At 36.1% G+C, this 14,703-nt stretch carries 23 protein-coding genes and 1 pseudogene; all 24 read right to left on the bottom strand.

Features of this window, described 5'->3' with window-relative positions; genetic code table 11:
• Nucleotides 1–42: 42 nt before the first annotated feature.
• Nucleotides 43–612 carry a hypothetical protein gene (locus IPJ53_18035; protein MBK7800994.1) on the bottom strand — a complete coding sequence of 190 codons (570 nt, stop codon included), beginning with the start codon at nucleotides 610–612 and terminating at the stop codon, nucleotides 43–45.
• The gene (locus IPJ53_18030; protein MBK7800993.1) at nucleotides 590–892 is read right to left on the bottom strand and encodes a hypothetical protein; all 303 of its coding nucleotides are present in this window, start codon (nucleotides 890–892) and stop codon (nucleotides 590–592) included. The genes IPJ53_18035 and IPJ53_18030 overlap by 23 nt, the downstream gene beginning before the upstream one ends.
• Entirely contained in the window at nucleotides 889–1,224 is a 336-nt protein-coding gene (locus IPJ53_18025; protein MBK7800992.1) for a hypothetical protein, read from the bottom strand. Before IPJ53_18025 ends, IPJ53_18030 begins: the two co-directional genes overlap by 4 nt.
• An 11-nt stretch (nucleotides 1,225–1,235) precedes the next feature.
• The gene (locus IPJ53_18020; GenBank protein MBK7800991.1) at nucleotides 1,236–2,597 is read right to left on the bottom strand and encodes a hypothetical protein; all 1,362 of its coding nucleotides are present in this window, start codon (nucleotides 2,595–2,597) and stop codon (nucleotides 1,236–1,238) included.
• The gene (locus IPJ53_18015) at nucleotides 2,594–3,085 is read right to left on the bottom strand and encodes a hypothetical protein (protein ID MBK7800990.1); all 492 of its coding nucleotides are present in this window, start codon (nucleotides 3,083–3,085) and stop codon (nucleotides 2,594–2,596) included. Before IPJ53_18015 ends, IPJ53_18020 begins: the two co-directional genes overlap by 4 nt.
• Nucleotides 3,069–4,202 carry a hypothetical protein gene (locus IPJ53_18010; protein MBK7800989.1) on the bottom strand — a complete coding sequence of 378 codons (1,134 nt, stop codon included), beginning with the start codon at nucleotides 4,200–4,202 and terminating at the stop codon, nucleotides 3,069–3,071. Before IPJ53_18010 ends, IPJ53_18015 begins: the two co-directional genes overlap by 17 nt.
• Nucleotides 4,203–4,287: 85 nt before the next feature.
• Nucleotides 4,288–4,545: a DUF3127 domain-containing protein gene (locus IPJ53_18005; protein MBK7800988.1), complete on the bottom strand. Its 258-nt coding sequence runs from the start codon at nucleotides 4,543–4,545 to the stop codon at nucleotides 4,288–4,290.
• A 1-nt stretch (nucleotide 4,546) separates the two neighbouring features.
• On the bottom strand, nucleotides 4,547–4,747 hold the full coding sequence (locus IPJ53_18000) for a hypothetical protein (protein ID MBK7800987.1): 201 nt from the start codon (nucleotides 4,745–4,747) through the stop codon (nucleotides 4,547–4,549).
• A 763-nt stretch (nucleotides 4,748–5,510) separates the two neighbouring features.
• Nucleotides 5,511–5,660 (bottom strand): hypothetical protein, encoded by a 150-nt coding sequence (locus tag IPJ53_17995; protein MBK7800986.1) that lies wholly within the window; start codon nucleotides 5,658–5,660, stop codon nucleotides 5,511–5,513.
• Between the two features lie 126 nt (nucleotides 5,661–5,786).
• Nucleotides 5,787–6,494 carry a hypothetical protein gene (locus IPJ53_17990; GenBank protein ID MBK7800985.1) on the bottom strand — a complete coding sequence of 236 codons (708 nt, stop codon included), beginning with the start codon at nucleotides 6,492–6,494 and terminating at the stop codon, nucleotides 5,787–5,789.
• A complete protein-coding gene (locus IPJ53_17985) occupies nucleotides 6,485–6,928 on the bottom strand; it encodes a hypothetical protein (protein MBK7800984.1) in 444 nt (147 codons plus the stop codon). Before IPJ53_17985 ends, IPJ53_17990 begins: the two co-directional genes overlap by 10 nt.
• A complete protein-coding gene (locus IPJ53_17980; GenBank protein ID MBK7800983.1) occupies nucleotides 6,904–7,545 on the bottom strand; it encodes a hypothetical protein in 642 nt (213 codons plus the stop codon). The genes IPJ53_17985 and IPJ53_17980 overlap by 25 nt, the downstream gene beginning before the upstream one ends.
• A gap of 3 nt (nucleotides 7,546–7,548) precedes the next feature.
• The gene (locus tag IPJ53_17975; GenBank protein ID MBK7800982.1) at nucleotides 7,549–8,184 is read right to left on the bottom strand and encodes a hypothetical protein; all 636 of its coding nucleotides are present in this window, start codon (nucleotides 8,182–8,184) and stop codon (nucleotides 7,549–7,551) included.
• A complete protein-coding gene (locus tag IPJ53_17970) occupies nucleotides 8,181–8,645 on the bottom strand; it encodes a methyltransferase domain-containing protein (protein ID MBK7800981.1) in 465 nt (154 codons plus the stop codon). The genes IPJ53_17975 and IPJ53_17970 overlap by 4 nt, the downstream gene beginning before the upstream one ends.
• 292 nt (nucleotides 8,646–8,937) lie before the next feature.
• A complete protein-coding gene (locus IPJ53_17965) occupies nucleotides 8,938–9,183 on the bottom strand; it encodes a hypothetical protein (protein ID MBK7800980.1) in 246 nt (81 codons plus the stop codon).
• Nucleotides 9,184–9,200: 17 nt separating this feature from the next.
• A complete protein-coding gene (locus IPJ53_17960) occupies nucleotides 9,201–9,629 on the bottom strand; it encodes a hypothetical protein (protein MBK7800979.1) in 429 nt (142 codons plus the stop codon).
• A gap of 44 nt (nucleotides 9,630–9,673) precedes the next feature.
• Nucleotides 9,674–10,162: a hypothetical protein gene (locus IPJ53_17955; protein MBK7800978.1), complete on the bottom strand. Its 489-nt coding sequence runs from the start codon at nucleotides 10,160–10,162 to the stop codon at nucleotides 9,674–9,676.
• Between the two features lie 140 nt (nucleotides 10,163–10,302).
• Nucleotides 10,303–10,563 carry a hypothetical protein gene (locus tag IPJ53_17950; protein MBK7800977.1) on the bottom strand — a complete coding sequence of 87 codons (261 nt, stop codon included), beginning with the start codon at nucleotides 10,561–10,563 and terminating at the stop codon, nucleotides 10,303–10,305.
• Between the two features lie 314 nt (nucleotides 10,564–10,877).
• Entirely contained in the window at nucleotides 10,878–11,099 is a 222-nt protein-coding gene (locus IPJ53_17945; GenBank protein MBK7800976.1) for a hypothetical protein, read from the bottom strand.
• Between the two features lies 1 nt (nucleotide 11,100).
• Complete coding sequence (locus IPJ53_17940) at nucleotides 11,101–11,310, bottom strand: hypothetical protein (GenBank protein ID MBK7800975.1); 210 nt, start codon at nucleotides 11,308–11,310, stop codon at nucleotides 11,101–11,103.
• Nucleotides 11,311–11,413: 103 nt separating this feature from the next.
• Nucleotides 11,414–12,205: pseudogene (locus tag IPJ53_17935) on the bottom strand (site-specific DNA-methyltransferase).
• Between the two features lie 86 nt (nucleotides 12,206–12,291).
• Nucleotides 12,292–12,501: a hypothetical protein gene (locus tag IPJ53_17930; protein MBK7800974.1), complete on the bottom strand. Its 210-nt coding sequence runs from the start codon at nucleotides 12,499–12,501 to the stop codon at nucleotides 12,292–12,294.
• A gap of 921 nt (nucleotides 12,502–13,422) precedes the next feature.
• Nucleotides 13,423–13,602 carry a hypothetical protein gene (locus IPJ53_17925; GenBank protein MBK7800973.1) on the bottom strand — a complete coding sequence of 60 codons (180 nt, stop codon included), beginning with the start codon at nucleotides 13,600–13,602 and terminating at the stop codon, nucleotides 13,423–13,425.
• 4 nt (nucleotides 13,603–13,606) lie between these two features.
• On the bottom strand, nucleotides 13,607–13,801 hold the full coding sequence (locus tag IPJ53_17920) for a DUF551 domain-containing protein (protein MBK7800972.1): 195 nt from the start codon (nucleotides 13,799–13,801) through the stop codon (nucleotides 13,607–13,609).
• Between the last annotated feature and the right edge of the window lie 902 nt (nucleotides 13,802–14,703).

Genomic DNA, 14,703 nt, shown 5'->3' with positions numbered 1-14,703 from the left:
CTGAACGTATTGTCTGTTCATTAACTTCTTCTGTAATCTCTATTATTTTGTCGTAGAGTGCGCCAATCCACTTTTCAGGTTCAAGACCCTCCAAAAGGCCGTCTCCTTCAGCTTCACTGCTTTTGAATTCAAGTATTCCTCTGGCTGAATATGTTCGGGTAAACTCACCAAGTTCCGCAGCAAATCCATTGCAAAATTGATAAAAAAAAAGCGTATTTCCAAATTATTGTCGTACAATGCTAATTTGGTTTGTGTGTGCGAAGTGCTGAATTCTGTTAATGGTTCATCATCAATCAAAATAAAACAATTCACAACCTCCTTCATCAAATCATTTGACAGATACAAGTTCTGATACCCTCTGATTGCATCTGTAATGTGTGCAATTCTCGCAATGTTCCCCTCTGATATGCTTTGATCAATCAGGTCCAAACAAATATCCAAATGCTCTTTCAATAATTTGAACCCTGATAATTGCACCGCCTGGACATAAGTAAAGTATCTTGTATAAGTCAACTCGGAAGGATTGAACACTACATAAAAGTTATGCCCTTCCATGTTCCCGATGAACTTTAAATCACTTCTTTTCTTCTTAAACAGTTTTCTCCAATTCACTCTTAATAATTTTTAGGAATTTCTTTTTTGCATTCTCCAAGTTCAAAGCAGACTGATAAATGCAGTATGGCCGATGTTTTATCTTCTTGATTACCCTACCAAGAGTTATTTCGATGTCATTCTCATACTCTGCTTCGGTAACTTGTCCAGTTGATATGTCCAATTGAAATACTCTGTGTCCAGGCATAGGGATAATTTTACCCAATAATCTTTTCTGCTTCTTAATCGGTGCTACTTGCTCGGTAACTTTATTTAGGGTGTTCTCAGGTACTATTTTCATTTAAAATACTTCTTACAGATATAGAAGGTATCAGAATAACTTATCATTACTGTGTCAGAGAACACAACCCTTTCCTTTAGGCTGTCTTGCTGATAATTAAATGGGTCAACAATAGAAAATGCATATCCCTTTGCAAACCAATATCTTTGCCCTTTATAATTCCAAGGTACAATTGTCCTGGGTAAAATCTTCATCATTCTACCCGAATAAACAGGTAAATAATAAACAGAATCACATTGCACCGCATTTAGTGCCTGTATTGGTTCCTGTACTTGAATTGATTTATCCTCTTTAACGCAAGAAAATAACAAAAGCAAAATTAGGTATCTCATTGTTTAGGTGTTTACTTTTCTCTCCCGTACACTACCCTCGCCAATTGAACTACATCACTGTCCGAACTACACACGGCATGAATTCCGTATCTCATCGCATCGAAACTGTCCATCTTGTATGCCTTGCGATTTTTAAACAATCCCCTCCCGTTCTCATTGGGTTTTGCAAGGCTCAATTCTTTCGCTAAGATAGGGCATTTTTTCCGATCTACAAAGACCAAATCATTATGGAATGCTATATTGCAGATGTCTCTTGAGAAATCCATTTTGGGGTTCATAGACCTTGTGTCAATAAATCTGGATAATGGAATTCTTCTCACTCGCTGAATGATTTCGTAGTCCGTAGAATTCCCCCTGGTATCTCTTTGGGTTCCTGATACGTCACCAGTGACATATGAAAATCCTTTGTAGCCTTTTAACTCATTATCAAAAAATCTGTTCACCTCATTACATAGCCTTTCTGTTCCACCTTCAACCGAAAATTCCTTCAAGAAAAATATCCCACCGCCTTCTGTTTGCTTATCCCTAATCACTTGATACAATAGGCAAGTAGTCGGAGAATAGTTAAAATCATATGCCTCGTAAATCGGATGGTAATCATCAAACTGCAAATTTTCCTGCAAATGATGGGATGGTCTGAATGAATACAACCAAAGATTCTTTCCTCCAAAATCTGTCCAGTCTCCCTGGATCATTCGGGCCTTCATTTCTTCGGGCAACATGTCCCAGGACTCCCATTGTTCTTTTGTGACATGAGGATTATCAGAAGGCAATGCCTCTTGATAATAAACCTTTGTATTTAAACCTCCTTCTCTGAATGGAATGTAAATCTTTTCTTTTGTCCATGTCTGACTCGGATTAAATGACATGAAAATATAAGGCTTCGGCATCGGGTCGATGTAGTGCGATCCTGCTCTTTGCAGTGCCATATCATACATGCTTTCGCTCAATTCTTCTGCCTGTTCCAGGAACAAACCGTTGCATTCCAACCCCAGGAATGAATTCAAATCCCGATCATTGGTAATACTCTCAGGTTTGAAAATTATTTGGCTTCCGTTGTTGTAGGTATAAGTTATCGGTACTGAATAATTCCATTTGCCGTACTTCGATGCATCAATTAATTTATTAAAACTTGGAATTGTGGTGGTCTTAAGTGCAGGAAGGTCTTCTCTCACAACCACCCATTTTGAATTTGGGTAATTTCGGGCCAACAAATGTAGGCAGTACAAAATTACAAAGGTCTTTCCACCCCTTACCGCCCCACCATAGGCATATGTTGTTTCAATCCTTCGCTTATCAAATACGGCACGGATGAACTCAATTTGTTTTTTATTTGCTTTGTCACCTGTAAGGTCGAATTTTACTAATCTCATTCAATCAATGGTGGCTGATCTTCAAATAATTGAATCACTGTTTTAACACTTCCAGATATTTCGGCCTCTATTTTTTGTGGCTGATAACTTCCCTCTATTTTGTTTAACTCGCTTAATGCTTTTATTCTATCATTATGGCTCGGCTCTTCCGGGTATTCCATAATCTTGCCACCAATAACAAAAGGCCTTTTTACCTTTATTTTACCAGTTGCTATATTAGATAAAAGTTCCTTCCTTTCTTCAATGGCCACTATCTCCTTTTTACGGGCATCAATAGCAGCCTGGGTATCAATATCAACCAATTTACTTTTGATGGCTTGTTGGGCCTCTGTATGCTGTTCGTTTGCTGTTTTTAAATACCTATCAAATGTCCTTTGACTCAATTGCCATTTTTTGCCAATAGTGGACAACAAAGAGCCTCGGTCTTTGCCCTTTTCAATCCCTTTAATGATTGAATCAATTATTATTTGCTTACTTGGCTTCGGCATTATATATTTCTCCGTTCTTTTTAATTATTAACGCAGGGTCGAGTTTTAACATTCGGTCAACTATAATTTGGCAGTATTTTGGATCATGCTCCATTAAAAAAGACTGTTTCCCCATTTGTTCTGCGGCAACCATAGTAGTTCCGCTTCCACCAAAATAATCAGCAATAGTGTTGCTTGATAATTTAAACCGCTTCATTATCCATGAAACAAGGCTTACTGGCTTTTGTGTTGGATGAACTCTGTTTGTTTTTTCACTTGCTTGAGTGAATTGTCTTACTACGCTTCTAAAGTTTGCCCATGCCAACTCGCAGTCTGTTTGGTCTGATTCGCCATTGTTTTTATCCCATACAAGCCAACATTCGCTATCAGGTAATACAGAACAATAGTAATTAGCCCCCCACCAAATCTGCTTTGAATTTGGGTATAATGAATAAATAAGAGTAAACGCATCCTTAGCAATATCAGGGTTGTCGTCACCCATTATATCTGTTCCGTAGCTCGCCTTTAATACTCCGCTTTTACTTACAGCATTCATGCCATAAGGAGGGTCGGTGTGTATCAAGTCAGGATAAACGCCACACATAAGTGTTTCTATATGGTCAGGGTTGGTACTATCCCCACAAAGCAACCTATGCTCTCCAATCTCAAATAAATCCCCAAGTACAATATCTGTCTCTATTCCACCTTCCGGTACATCAAAATCATCTTCTTGGGCTTCTAATTTTATGGCAGTTTTTATACCCCACTCCTCACAAACAGCCTCACCAACCTCTGCCTCTATCAATTCCGCATCAAAAACAATATTCTCTTTTGCCGTTGCATTGTCAGCAAGTGCCATTTCTCTGCCTTCAGGAGTATCCAAGTCTATGTCCGTTCTCTTTACAGCTATTAGTTTTTCTCCAGTTGTTTCGATTACTAAAACGTCTTCACCTTCAAAATTTTCAGTTGTTTTGTTCCCTGCAATGATTCGGTTATTCTTATCTATTAGAATTGATCGACCTGCCCCGAATTTTGAAATGGACTTTTTTATTAATTCCTGTCCCAATTCAGAACCTTTATTGAAGTTCTTATTATCAGGTATTAAATCTGACTTTTTGATTATATTTTCCTTGGCCATTTAATAAGTTTTCTTTTTAAACCACTTCATCAATCCTTTTCTGAATGTTAGGGCGCATTTTGTTTAAAATACTTTTAGGCTCTGATTAGTTCCTTTCAATCTTAAATGCGTTTAGGTTAACAAAGAACCTATCCTTTGATTCATTGCCCACAATGTCGAATGAGACATCAACATTATCCCCTGGCTTTACTTTGTCGGCAAGGCCACACTTGTCGTTTGTCAATTGGAAAATGACTAAGTTGCCATACCTTGCGCCAGTGTCAAGGACAAAGTTTCTCATTGTGAATTTATCCGATTTCCTTTCTTCTGGAAATATCTTGTGGATTTTACCTGATATGTTCATTTTATATTTTATTGATTTTGTCCATGAATTGGTCTATCTCATCCTTTGGCTCTAATGCTGCCAATCTTGCTTTGAGTGCTTGTATTTGTTGGTGTTGTGATTCCAGTTGCCTCTGCATTGAGGATTGATCGCTGTTTACTTTGAATGCGTTCAAGATGAGCGCAAACAGTGATATAACTATTATTGTGACTATTGTTTCCATTGGTTTAGACGTTTTAATACCATTTCGGTGGGTTCAACAATTTGGTTAATTTGGCTCATCCTCTCCGCTAAATGCCGCAATAAGGATTCCTGCATAAATTACGATTACCGCAACGGATAAGCCTAATAGTATTGCTGTCATTTGTCTTTTTTATAATAGTAATCAACTACAAACTCAATAATTAATATCAAACTAAGCCACAACATAACAAATATAAACACTTTGGTAAAATCATCCATTACTCAAAAAATTTTAAATTTGATAACCTTGCAACTGTTTCATTTGAAACGTTTTCATGAAATAAAACATCGCTAAAATGTGCATTATGTCAACAATTTTCCTTTTAAGCATTTCATTTTCAGATTCAAGTTTCTGTACCCTTTCCTGTAATTTATACACTTTCTTCCTTGTATAATCGTCAATCATAACCCATTATTTCTTCGATTAAAAAAATCCTGCACCTTCTTTATTATTGGGTCGGTGTGGGTTTCAAACCATTGGTAAAATTCACCATAAAACAAACCGAGTAAAAGCATTACTTCTAACGAAGTCTCTACAAATTCATTTACGGCTTTATTTGTTGCGTAATTTTTATAACCCCTCTCGCACAACAATAGTAATGCTGTGGCAATAAAAAACAAAAATGTCCTTTTAATTAATGTTGCCGTTTTCATTTCTCCAAATTTTCAATCTTTAAAACCTCCCCTGATGTAGTCATGATAACACCAGGGAGTAAATGAAAAAATCAAATCACAATTCCCGTTTAACAACATCTTTCCACAAAATAATCAGTCAAACTCATTCCGGCCCTCTTTGCGTTTCGATCAAATTTCTTACGCTGTGTTGCCGTTAGCCATACTTGGGCTTTTACTTCTTTTTTCTCCTTTTCTTTTTTAACTCTGCTCTGTGCCATTTTATAAAATTTTAGTATTGATTCCAAGGGTCGTATTCGTCCATCTTTTCAAGAAATTCCTTCAACCAACTCTTAAACCACGCTAATAATATTCCCGAAAATAAACCGATTGCAAAAAATATAAACTCATTCATATTTCGATGGGTCTAAAAAATTCTTATTCAGGAAGTATTTTAAGTGCATATTCAACCCCTTGTCGCCAAATGAAAAGCAAAATCTACCTTTCACCCTGTTTTCGATTTGCTCCAAATTTATTCCTTCGTTTATCTTGCAGTCCAAATACTCTACAGGGTTTTCAAAAAAGGTGTTCCCATAGAGTGATTTTATTACCATTCCCTCAGTAAGATTCCAGTTGTAGGTATCCATTGCCTGAATGAAACGGGTTTTGTTATAAACAATCGGAACGTGTATATCAAAATGGTAAGTGGGCAACCCGAAACGCTCTAATTCTGCCTTGGCGTTTGAAAGGCATCTGAAATACCTTTCCTTCGGTGATCTTCGGTTAATCCATTCGCTTAGTGTGCCGTAAAAATACGATTTTATTTCATATGTTTCTGTTTTTTGTAAAAAAATATGATCATCATTCAAAAATAAAAAGTCCTCACTGAGTCTATGATCGTAACAGGCTGCTAAAATCTTTTCCTTAATCGAACACTCTTTGCATGGTATATCTTGCTTCGGAATATGCGTCACGTTTTTGACCCAATCCGGCTTATTTCCAACAAGGAAAATTTTGTCATAGCCGGTTAAATACTTCTCAACCGATCTCAGGGAATATCTCAGCTCGTTATCCCCCCATCTTGAACCCGATCCCAAGACATAAACTAAATCCATCTTACCACCTCAGCGATAACGCCCTCACCTCCTTGTTTTTGAATTATGGTTGGGCTAAGTCTTAAAATACTTGCATCAACATTCGTAGGACAAAATACTTTGTCTGCCTTTAGTGCCATTGGTAGGTCCCAGACATCATCACATACCACCCAGAATTTACCAAAACTTTCAAAAGGCAACTTTCCTTTGTCCCTGGATTGAATCAATTCAGCTCCCACCTTCTCGGCATATTTGGCATTGATGCTGCCATCATCTGCAGTTACAATTATAACCCTGATTCCCATTGCCACAATCTCCCTGATGGCTCTGATGTCCTTTGAGTTAAACGCCTTAAATGGTTTTTCTCCGGTGTGGTCCATGTACATTTTCCCATCCGTAAGAACTCCATCACAATCAACCAATAAGGTGTCTATACTACTTTTTGTGCTATCCATACAAACCAAGATTTGTGTTCAAATTTATTTTTGTGAATAGAAAATGGCTCAATCCTTTCATCAATTAACTGTCTTGGTCTTTCATTCTTCCTTGCAGCGTAAATATGAACCCCATCCTGGGTGATATTCCATTGATGAAATCCCTCGTAATTTTCAAAGATTGCCTCATTCTCAAAACCCTGGATTATAATGAACCCTCCGTTCTTTGTCGCATCAATCAAATTCTTAAAAACAGCATGAGGATCAACTGAATGATCAATGGCATTACTCATGTGAACCACATCGTATTGCTCAAAAAAGTTTTGTCCAACTTCTTCCCCGGCAAATGGTAGCGGTGGAATAAGTCTGTGAGCCTCGTAGTCAAATATCTGCTTATAATCTTCTGCCAGTGGGTCTGCTGCGTCAAGGTCTTTTACCGTTCCGTTAAGAATTGAAACCACTCCGGAGCCGACATCTAAGACTTTTGGATTATCCATATCTCTCAGAAATCTGTAAACTCCCATATCTAATTCCTCGGTCTTAATTTCCGGGACCCATTGGGTTAAGAATCTTTGAGTTTTTACAAATCCTTTCCAAAAGTTAACCTCATGTTCCCTTCCTGTTTTGTCAAGTTGCATATTTTAATTTTTTGGCCAAATAATCTTTCTCCAATCTTGTCCATATTTCTCAATCAGTCTCTTATGGGTTCCGGCATCAGTTTGGAATCTTAATTTTTTCCTCTGCTCTGTAATCTTGTTGGGTTCTGATTCCCTTATATAGCTATGACCCAAAACCATTTCTGAACAGGCTGCCAGTTTCCATCCGTTTTGTTTCACCCTGTAAGACCAGTCTAAGTCTTGTCCCCAATAAGGCAACATTTCATCAAGTGGGTTTTCTTTGAATACACTGGCACGAACCAATGGGGCCGTAAACTCCACAAATGGAATATCGTAAACTGAAAATTCAGAATGTCCGGGCCTTAAATGGGCATGGTCAGAATTATAAACCGGGTTGATAGCTGCATAGTCAGTCAAAGTATTGGCAAGGTTTTTTATATTCTGCCAATCTTTAATTTTAAAAGTCACATTGGAGACAAACCAAATCCATTCATACTCCTTATCCTTCATTGCCTCTTTGAACCCGGTGTTGTACGCCTCACTCATTGAACCAACTCCTTTCCGGTCAACCAAATAAACTGGGTCGTTTGTCTGAGCCAAAAGGAGTTCAGTTTCCTTCCAATATTCTTCCTGGTATATTATGGCAACTATTCCAATCATTTAATTGCGTTACAGTGAACAATGATGCAATTCTTATTTGGGCCTGATTCCGGAACTGATAAATGAAGTATATTCCAGGCTCTTGTTGTGTAATTCAGCTTTCCAATTTCAGACCTAAGAAAATAATTTGTAAATGTGTGCGGTCGGTAACATCTCACATGAGTGGGGTCTGCAAACTCCAAATCAGGGTCCATCCCTGCACAAGGTGTTTCAATATACAATGCTCCCCCAGGCATGAGAATTCGCCAACATTCATCCATGAACGGCAATAATCCGTTTTTTAAATGCTCTACCAGGTGGACTGCTGAAATATTCAAAATTGAATTATCTTCAAATGGCCAAGGGTAAACATCAAGGTCATGAACAACATCCACGTTCTGATAAGGTCTTAAATCACAGTATATGTGGTCCTTTTCTTTGGTGTTCACATGGGAACCACAACCTAAAATTAAAGTTTTCATTTATATTTTCTTTTAATACCCGTCCCCGTCCCCGTAACCGTCCCCGTAACCGTCCCCGTCCCCGTCCCCGTAACCGTCCCCGTAACCGTAACCGTAACCGTAACCGTTCCCGTTCCCGTCCCCGTAACCGTAACCGTCCCCGTAACCGTAACCGTAACCGTCCCCGTCCCCGTATGTATTTTGTGAATCTTCGAAATTAATATTTATCCGATTTGCTTCCATGATTCTTTATTTACGGTAATTGTATGAACTACTGTAAGCCAATCAAATTCTACAACGCCTTCGCACTTGTCTAATTTAGTCGCTGAGGTCGCTCCGTTAACAAGTTCTTGCAATCCTTTGTAGTTCCCCATGTTCTGATGCAGTATGAATTATGAAGTTTACAATCATTACCGGTTCTTTCAAACCTACCAATATAAACCCATCCACGCTGTAATACAACTATTTTAATGTCGCCTGTAAATTCAGGTTTTAAAATGCTGTCTTTTGGCACATATTTAATGCCGTTCAATTCGATTTCATTAATTTTCTGTTCCATTTTTTATTGATTTTAAATTATTTGCTTATTTCTTCATTTACAATTCCCATGTAATAGGGCCAGTCGAATTGTACTATATTTCTTTGCAATTCCTGAGCCTTCAAAATTCCATGCAAGTAATTTTCACAAGCGAACTTAGCCGAATTTAAAACGTGCTGAAAATTGTAATCTGTTTTGTAACAATTGCTTACGTCTAAATCATCATCCCCTCTGTCAATTCCACGAACTACAACACATTGCTTTGTTGCTGCCTCAAGTGGTGCGGTGCTTCTTGCGTCACATTTTGTAGCCTTGATGAAAATCTTGGCCCTCCGATAAAGACTGTTCAATGTTTCCAAATTTGGTTTAACATGATATTCGTCAGGGACTTCCATGTACTCTTTGCAAGGCAATTGAGAATAAACAAGAACTTTACAGCCATACAATTTTTTGAGTTCCTTTGCCACTCTTGCCCCACGTAATCCACGTCTTTTGTAGGATTGCTTGGCTCTCACCCTTCAACAAGTATCACATTTTCTTTTTCGGGAGTCTCCAAAGGGAATAAATCAAAGTTCACTCCATTTCCTAAATAAACATCCTGGTCGTTTGATCTTTTGATTTCTTCATAATTCCATTCCGATATATAAAACATCGGGTACTTAGCATTGTAAAATGCTTTACACGCTCTTTGCCAAGCAATGTCTTGAGGCTTAAATTTGTCCTCCAACATCTGCATAAAGACAAAACACTTCTCAGGAAGATGTTTGCTTTCCAGTAAAAATGAATGATGTGGGCTGCAAATTATCAGGCAATCATATTTTTTTAAATAAATGTCAGTTGTGACCTTAACAGCCTTATCTAGTGGATACCATTGATGTTTACCCAACTTAGAAGTTATCAATGTTACTTCATGGAACTCCGACAGTCTGTTTGCCCATTCCAAAATAACATTTATTCCACCATGTGCCGAGAATCCCGGAATTGTCAAAGCTATTTTCATACAATCAAAACAACAATTAGGTATATAATGCTAAAAAATCAGCCATACCAAAAGTGTTTCTTTAAGTGCTTTCATAGTCAAGAGTGTCTGCAAAAATATTAAGAATTTATTTAATATCAATGGGTTGTGCAAAAATATTTTTAGATAAATAACGGTAGAGATTTAATGAATAGGTCCAAATGCTTCTTTGAAAATTCTGGCCACTTTTCGGATTTGAGAATTTCCTCAGTTGTTTTTCCTGGGAATTCCAATTGGTAATATCTTAGCCACTCAGCCAGTGCCATTGCGCCCTCAGCAAGTTCTCTTGTGGGCCAAACGTGTTTGTTATACTTTGTGAGTGGTTGGTCCACTATCTCAATGATCTCTCCCTGGAGGTTAGCGTAGAAGCCGGATATTCTCATGTCTTATAGTTTTCCTGTCAGGTCTAAACTGACAGGTGTGATGTGGGTTGTTTAATTTGGCGAATAAGATAATTTATTAAATTTTATCCATCTGCAAAATATTGTCCAGTATGTTTGATATCCGTTATTATTTTTATGCTTTAACTTCTTAGTGGCAAAATCTATTATCTTTTGTATTTTAATTGATTTCCAATCCATATAATTACCTGTTTTATGATTATCACAAAATGCATCATACAGCTTTTCGTTGTATTTTTCAACGAATTTATTAAGTCTATTTATTTGCTTTTTTCGATTACCGCTTTTCACTTGTTTTAATTTATTTTTGTTGTTGCATTATCTTTTAAAGGAATATAAGTTATTTGAAATATTTTACCATTATATACATGGTATTTCACTATTTCAATTACATACTCTTTATCGTTTATAATTATATGATCCCCTGATCTATAAATTATTTCTTTTGGCAAATCAATATACCCCTCTTCTGTTCTTAGAACATTTAACTCCATTAATGATTTTTTAAATATACTCATTTTAATTATTGTATTTTAGAAAAATTAATTTTGCAAGTTCGACAGCATCTTCTTTTGAGATTTCAGTTTGTGTTAAAATTTTATCTTTTCTTGAATCCATAAGATTTATAATCAAACAGTTATTGTTTATTGCAAAAACATTTTCATCGTTTTCTTTTTTAGGAATTATGTCAAACTCGGTAACATTGCATTCTAAAGTTATTGTACTCATTTTATTTATTTAATTGTGATTTAATTTTTTAATATGTTCATATCCGACAAAATACGTTGTATATGTTTACTAAAGGTGTGCATATAAGTAGTTAGTGGCAATGCTACCCGAACACACGAGCAACTGCCAAATCATAATATTTTACCTCTTTTTCAATTCCAATAAAAGAACGGTTCAACTCTTTAGCTGCAAGTGGACAAGTTCCGCTACCCATTACATTATCTAACACTATTTCTCCTTCATTTGAGTAAGTAGCAACCAAAAACTTTAATAAAGCAAGTGGCTTTTGAGTAGGATGAACTTGATTTTCACATTCAGCAGTTCTAAAATACTGAACGCTTCGTGGGTATCGCTTACCATCCAAACTTTTTACTTCAACCCTTTCTTTTCTTCCACCTGTCAAAACACCATTTGAATTACTAACCTTTCCTTTATTGTATGGTTCTGCCATTGTAAATTGTGGGTTGTAAATCATATTTTTTTTAGCGGAGTTTTGAGCAGATGGATATTTAGAAAAATACCAAAATATTTTCGTGTGCTTTTAATGGTTGGTATTTGCAATGAACGTAGTTTGAAGTTTTGCTTTTCTCCCACACCCACTCATATTTAAAAAGTTTTGGGTTGCTCATTATTAATGCACTTGTAAATGGTTGTGAGCCAAACAATACTATTGCCCCATCGTCTTTAATAATCCTTTCGTATTGCTCCCAAAGTGGCTCAAATGGTATTATACTGTCCCACTTGCATCCAGTCGTTCCATAAGGCAAATCTGCCAAAATAAGTTGAACCGATTTATCAGGAATAAGAGGTAAATATCCATACAGTCCGCATTGAACAAAGCACTGCCACTAACATCGGCTATGTGCAATAGCGGTTTCGGTGCGTTATTCAACATTTGTTCTACTATCATAATTATCTGTTATTTAAAGTTTTGTGTTTCAAATCCGCTACTGCTCATAGCCGTAGCAGTTATAGCCAATGCTAAAGACGAATACCGTTCCATTTACCATTTGGGTCTGTTTCATCCATCATTTGTTGAGCAAGTCCCATAAAATGATTCCAACTTTCTGATTCTTCATTCATTTTTGTATTCTTGCAAATCTGCAATAGTTTTCCAAGACCAATTCTTAGTTTTACGTTTTTATCCTGTAAGTCAATTATCATTTGACTTGCTTTGTCTGTTGAGTTCATATATTATTTATTTTAATTGTTTAATTAATAAAAGCACTTGGCTATAACAAGTATATGCAAGATTGGGGTCATTGTGCTTCGATTGAAAATTTCGTCTCCGAAATCCCCAACCTAGCATATACCCGACCGTTATAAGCAACAAAGACCGATAGTGACTGTGCAAAAGTGTTGACCCTGGGTTAGGTAATCAGGAGAGGTTGGATTATAAACCACTTTCTTGTACAAGGTTACTCAAGAAAAGGGGCTAAGGGCAGTTCGTGGTTCGGTTTGTGGTAAATCCTGCCTTCGGTTAGCTGCAAACGTTATAAGCAAATTAAATTTTTCCACCGCACTGCAAAACGATGTCATTTAGTTTACTTGTAAATATTTCTATTGCTTTCTTCTTGCAAAAATCCAATGTGAAATCATTATATGGTATTTTCTTTTCACTTGAATAAAACTTTTCAATTGGTTGTCTTTGAAAATAAGTGAATTTTATTTCACATTGCTTTTGCGGTGGATGCACATACCATTTTGTTTTTGCATTGTCAATCCACCAACCACCTTCTACTTTTTATCATAGAAATATATTTCCAAAACAGGCGACTTTTTTTTTATTCCATTGTGTTGGCTCAAAAGTTTAGCCATAGTTCACATCGTATACTTTCCGTTTTACCATCAGAACTTTGTATTTGTTTGGTTGTTATCCATTCCATCGCTCAAAAATTTAATCAGCTTATAATAGAGTATATACAAGATACGCCTACAAGCATTTGTTTATAATTTAAAATTTCGTTAAGGCGTACCTCGTATATACCGCAAAAGTTAGTAGCCATTTTTTTGTCTTGTTTTATGTGAAATAAACTGGACATTTTTTAATCTATACCTTTACTTTTTTACGTTTTGGTCAAGTTGTGGCTTTACTTTAATCTTGAAAATTGTCTATTTCGACATCCTTCCAATAGGTTTTCCGGTTGATAAGTTAGTGTACATTTGCTGCAACCTTCCAGGTCCGGCCCTATGGGTATTTATTCTTAACCTACAAGTTGCCTCATATATTCCGGTTTCGTAATTAAAACTTAATGTTTCATTACCTCTTACATTCTGATCTCTTTCGTCCATTATTTTAATCTTTTGGCGGTTCAGGTAATTTCATCCAATGTGTGACAAGCTCTGCTCTTTCATTTATCTGACTAATATAAAAAAAATTGTCAAGATAAACAGCCTCACATACTATATTGTCTTCATCTGCATTTGAGTTACAAATCAAAATATATTGCCCAACTTCCGGGAGCCTGTCTTTAACTGATATCCATTGCATTGTTATAATAATTTTTTGAAAGTGAAACAATGTCTTTATTTTCCCACCCACATTCTCTAAGTGTTTCTCATACTTTCCACAAGAAGAACATCACCTAAGAGTGTTCTTTTGTTTCAGAGTTTTTATCATTTATTTCCTTTCACCTTCTTATAGCAATGCTTTTCTGTGTTAATCATTTTTGTTTTAAATTTATTAATATTATTCACACGGTAACATTTCATTTTAGCAAAAACTACCAGAAAATAAACAGACCCCTAGTTCTTTTTGCTTCCCATGATTTACAACGTCCATTATTGATGGAATCCCAACGGCAACATTCTTTCCTGTTTCTTTATCAATCTTATTTACTTTTTTTGAACAAAACCTTATAGGGTATGTAATTTGGTGGGAAAAAATTGCCACCCATCTCTATTCAAGATTTTTTAAATAATCTATTTTGCTTGGATTATACTCAACTACTTTTGCAATTTCATCTTTCAGTTTACATAATGCAAAAAACAACTTACCCTTGGAATCCATATTTATACTCATTTATTTGGCATAAACCCATTATCAATAATATAGTCCAATACTTGCTGTAGTGGTCAACTAATAATTGGCCTTTCAACGGAACATGAATATTCATTTATCCAATTTATTATATCTTTTTTTCTATAAGTGTCAGAATTTTGGCTTCCTTTTTTTATCATATCCCTCATAAGCTCAAAATAATGCTTAAAAATCATCTGACTTTTTAAGAAATTGATCTCTTTGCTCTCCTACGTATCTTGTACGCAATCTGAATAACAACATCTTGAGGTTTGATTCAAATGCATAAAATCAACTCGTTGGTTTAATCTTTAATTCTTCGGTACAAAACTTAAGCTTTGTGGATGGAAATCTTTTTTTGTGTTTTGCTAATT

Source organism: Candidatus Vicinibacter affinis (assembly GCA_016714365.1).
Lineage (GTDB): Bacteria > Bacteroidota > Bacteroidia > Chitinophagales > Saprospiraceae > Vicinibacter > Vicinibacter affinis.
The sequence above is the reverse complement of the archived record's forward strand: the minus strand, read 5'-3'. Positions and strand labels throughout refer to the sequence as shown.

What these genes read in the sequence shown, in the direction of transcription:
- IPJ53_18030 (MBK7800993.1), bottom strand. Translation starts at nt 892, where the DNA reads ATGAAAATAGTACCTGAGAACACCCTAAATAAAGTTACCGAGCAAGTA.
- IPJ53_18025 (MBK7800992.1), bottom strand. Translation starts at nt 1,224, where the DNA reads ATGAGATACCTAATTTTGCTTTTGTTATTTTCTTGCGTTAAAGAGGAT.
- IPJ53_18020 (MBK7800991.1), bottom strand. Translation starts at nt 2,597, where the DNA reads ATGAGATTAGTAAAATTCGACCTTACAGGTGACAAAGCAAATAAAAAA.
- IPJ53_18015 (MBK7800990.1), bottom strand. Translation starts at nt 3,085, where the DNA reads ATGCCGAAGCCAAGTAAGCAAATAATAATTGATTCAATCATTAAAGGG.
- IPJ53_18010 (MBK7800989.1), bottom strand. Translation starts at nt 4,202, where the DNA reads ATGGCCAAGGAAAATATAATCAAAAAGTCAGATTTAATACCTGATAAT.
- IPJ53_18005 (MBK7800988.1), bottom strand. Translation starts at nt 4,545, where the DNA reads ATGAACATATCAGGTAAAATCCACAAGATATTTCCAGAAGAAAGGAAA.
- IPJ53_18000 (MBK7800987.1), bottom strand. Translation starts at nt 4,747, where the DNA reads ATGGAAACAATAGTCACAATAATAGTTATATCACTGTTTGCGCTCATC.
- IPJ53_17995 (MBK7800986.1), bottom strand. Translation starts at nt 5,660, where the DNA reads ATGGCACAGAGCAGAGTTAAAAAAGAAAAGGAGAAAAAAGAAGTAAAA.
- IPJ53_17990 (MBK7800985.1), bottom strand. Translation starts at nt 6,494, where the DNA reads ATGGATTTAGTTTATGTCTTGGGATCGGGTTCAAGATGGGGGGATAAC.
- IPJ53_17985 (MBK7800984.1), bottom strand. Translation starts at nt 6,928, where the DNA reads ATGGATAGCACAAAAAGTAGTATAGACACCTTATTGGTTGATTGTGAT.
- IPJ53_17980 (MBK7800983.1), bottom strand. Translation starts at nt 7,545, where the DNA reads ATGCAACTTGACAAAACAGGAAGGGAACATGAGGTTAACTTTTGGAAA.
- IPJ53_17975 (MBK7800982.1), bottom strand. Translation starts at nt 8,184, where the DNA reads ATGATTGGAATAGTTGCCATAATATACCAGGAAGAATATTGGAAGGAA.
- IPJ53_17970 (MBK7800981.1), bottom strand. Translation starts at nt 8,645, where the DNA reads ATGAAAACTTTAATTTTAGGTTGTGGTTCCCATGTGAACACCAAAGAA.
- IPJ53_17965 (MBK7800980.1), bottom strand. Translation starts at nt 9,183, where the DNA reads ATGGAACAGAAAATTAATGAAATCGAATTGAACGGCATTAAATATGTG.
- IPJ53_17955 (MBK7800978.1), bottom strand. Translation starts at nt 10,162, where the DNA reads ATGAAAATAGCTTTGACAATTCCGGGATTCTCGGCACATGGTGGAATA.
- IPJ53_17950 (MBK7800977.1), bottom strand. Translation starts at nt 10,563, where the DNA reads ATGAGAATATCCGGCTTCTACGCTAACCTCCAGGGAGAGATCATTGAG.
- IPJ53_17945 (MBK7800976.1), bottom strand. Translation starts at nt 11,099, where the DNA reads ATGAGTATATTTAAAAAATCATTAATGGAGTTAAATGTTCTAAGAACA.
- IPJ53_17940 (MBK7800975.1), bottom strand. Translation starts at nt 11,310, where the DNA reads ATGAGTACAATAACTTTAGAATGCAATGTTACCGAGTTTGACATAATT.
- IPJ53_17930 (MBK7800974.1), bottom strand. Translation starts at nt 12,501, where the DNA reads ATGAACTCAACAGACAAAGCAAGTCAAATGATAATTGACTTACAGGAT.
- IPJ53_17925 (MBK7800973.1), bottom strand. Translation starts at nt 13,602, where the DNA reads ATGGACGAAAGAGATCAGAATGTAAGAGGTAATGAAACATTAAGTTTT.
- IPJ53_17920 (MBK7800972.1), bottom strand. Translation starts at nt 13,801, where the DNA reads ATGCAATGGATATCAGTTAAAGACAGGCTCCCGGAAGTTGGGCAATAT.